Source organism: Deltaproteobacteria bacterium, from assembly GCA_019308995.1.
Classification (GTDB): domain Bacteria; phylum Desulfobacterota; class Desulfarculia; order Adiutricales; family JAFDHD01; genus JAFDHD01.
This window is the reverse complement of sequence record JAFDHD010000204.1, coordinates 1-2,797: the sequence shown is the minus strand read 5'-3', so window position 1 is coordinate 2,797 and position 2,797 is coordinate 1. Positions and strand designations below refer to the sequence as shown.

At 58.9% G+C, this 2,797-nt stretch carries 2 protein-coding genes; both read left to right on the top strand.

What is annotated here, in order from left to right; all coding sequences use genetic code 11:
• Positions 1–433 (top strand): efflux RND transporter periplasmic adaptor subunit (locus tag JRI95_16895; protein MBW2063223.1); only part of this gene is annotated, 433 nt, incomplete at its 5' end.
• A gap of 10 nt (positions 434–443) precedes the next feature.
• Positions 444–2,797 (top strand): efflux RND transporter permease subunit (locus JRI95_16890; GenBank protein ID MBW2063222.1); only part of this gene is annotated, 2,354 nt, incomplete at its 3' end.

Genomic DNA, 2,797 nt, shown 5'->3' with positions numbered 1-2,797 from the left:
AATCAAGGTCGGGTCTTTAGCCCGGGTCACCTTTGACGCCTTCAAGGGGGATGTCTTTAAGGGCCAGGTCTCGGTTATCATTCCGGCTGCCGCAGAGAAATCCCGCAACCTGCCGTTGGAGGTTTCTCTGCCAAACTCCGATGGCAGAATAAAGGCCGGACTCCTGGCCCGGGTCTCTCTGAGCGGCTCGCCGCGTCAAGCACGCCTGATCCCCAAAGACGCCCTGGTCCTGAATAAAGGTAAGGCCACCGTCTTTGTTATCCGCGGAAAGGCCGTCTTCCCCGTGCCGGTCCGCACCGGTGAAGCTCACGGGCAGCTGATCGAAATCTTCGGCCAGATCAAACCGGGCCAGATGGTCGTGGTCCAAGGCAACGAACGCCTCTGGCCCGGCCAGAAGGTCACCATCGTTTCGCCTCAGACTTCCCAGGACTAAAAACGCCTTAATGAAACTAACCGACTTCTCCATACGCAACCCGGTGACCGTGATCGTCGGTGTGCTTCTACTTGTGCTTTTCGGCTTCATCGGCCTGATGCGCATTCCGGTTCAGCTCACCCCGGACGTGGAAAAACCCACCATTAGCATTCGAACTTACTGGCCCGGAGGCAGCCCGGTTGAGGTCGAGCGCGAGATCGTCGAGGAGCAGGAGGAAAAGCTCAAAAGCGTTGAAGGCCTATCCAGGATGACTTCCCAGTCCCGCGACGGGCGGGGGACCGTCACCCTCGAGTTTCAGATTGGCACCGATGTGGATGCGGCCCTGCTCAAGGTTTCCAACCGCCTGCAGCAGGTGCCTCGATACCCGGACGAGGCCCAAAGGCCTATTCTCATCCCGGCTGGCGAACATCGGACCGCCATGACCTGGAACATTATCCGGGCGCTGCCAGGCCGGGTCGAGCCGGTGACCAGGGATCGGGATTTCATCGAAGATTATGTCAAACCCAGACTCGAACGCGTCTCCGGCGTGGCCGCGGTTAATGTTTACGGCGGCACGGAGCGGGAGATGCAGGTCATCGTGGATCCCCAGAAACTGGCCGCCCGCTGGGTCACGATTCAGGAGGTCATTCGCGCCGTGGCCGCGGGCAACAAGAATACCAGCGCTGGTAATTTCGACGAAGGCAAACGGCGGTATATCGTTCGCACTGTGGGGGAGTATCAGAGCCCGGAGGATATTGAACGGGTCATCATCAAAAACATAAGCGGCGATCCCATCTACGTCCGGGACGTGGCCCGGGTGCAGCTTGCCTTCAAGAAACCCACTTACTACACCACACGAGGCAAAGGCAGCGAAACCGTTGTCATGAACGCGGTGCGGGCCACCGGCGCCAATGCCCTGACCGTCATGGCCGGTCTCAAAAAGGCCATCACCGCACTGAATCGAGGTATTCTCGCCGAGCGGAAGCTTGAGATCGTTCAGTCATACGATGAGACGACCTACATCAAATCGGCCATTAGGTTGGTCCGCAACAACCTCTTTCTGGGCGGCAGTTTGGCCGTGGTGGTTCTGCTGCTTTTTCTGCGCAGCCTCACCAGCACCCTGATTATTGCCATGAGCATTCCCATCAGCGTCATCGGCGCCTTCTTCCTCATGACGGTCTTCGGCCGGAACATCAACGTCATCAGCCTGGCTGGCATGGCCTTTGCCGTAGGCATTGTCGTGGATGCGGCCATTGTGGTCCTGGAGAACATCTTTCGCCACCGCGAGGAGGGTGAGCCCCTCAGGGAGGCGGCCTTGAAAGGAACGCAGGAAGTCTGGGGGGCCATCCTGGCCAGCGCCCTGACGACCATCGCCGTGTTTGCGCCGATGGTCTATATTCAGGAGGAGGCTGGTCAGCTCTTTCGGGATATCGCTATCGCTATTTCCAGCGCCGTCTTTCTCTCGCTCATCGTTTCCATAACCGTCATCCCCACTTTCGCTTCCAGGATCTTAGGGGTGCTGCGGCTCAGAAAGAAAAGGCAGACTCTTCAAAATAATGAAGACATGCCTTCAACCCAAAAGGCAAAACCATCCGCGCTGGCCTGGCCGGCACGGGCCGTTGTCACTTTCGTCCCCCGCATTACCTATTGGATCAGTGGCCGAATCTGGGCTCAGGTCTTGATTATTATCTTTTTAACCTCCGCCGCCCTGGGCATGGCCGCCTTCCTGGCCCCGAAGGCTGAATATCTGCCTGAAGGCAACCGGGATTCCATCTCCGCCCTCATGATCCCGCCCCCGGGGTACAACCTGAGGCAGTTCGAGAAGATGGCCCGGAGCATCAAGCGAGACCTCTCCCCGTACTGGTCGGTTCTACCCGGTTCACCGGAGGCGGCCAGGCTGGACGCCCCGCCCATCAACAACATGTTTTTCTTTGCTTTCGGCCAGACGGCCTATATGGGCATCAGTCCCTTCCCTGAGGACGCCCCGCGTATCAAGGAGCTTATTCCGGTTATCCGCCGGGCCATAAACAAGCTACCCGGGGTCATCTCCATCGTGCGGCAGCCCAGCCTTTTCGCCCGCGGCATCGGCGCCGGACGCTCTATTAATATAGAAATCACCGGACCGGACCTCGACCGCGTCCTGGCCCTGGGCCGCCGCATCTACACCCAACTCCAAAAAATTTTACCCACCAGCCAGATGCGCCCTATCCCGGCTCTGGACCTGGGCAACCCCGAAGTCAGGGTCATACCTGACCGGGAACGCATAGCCGAAGCAGGGCTCAACACCTCCGGCCTGGGGACTATGGTTGACACGCTGCTCGACGGTCTCAAGGTCTCGGAGTATCGTTACCACGGCGAGAAGATAGACCTGACCGTCATGGGCGA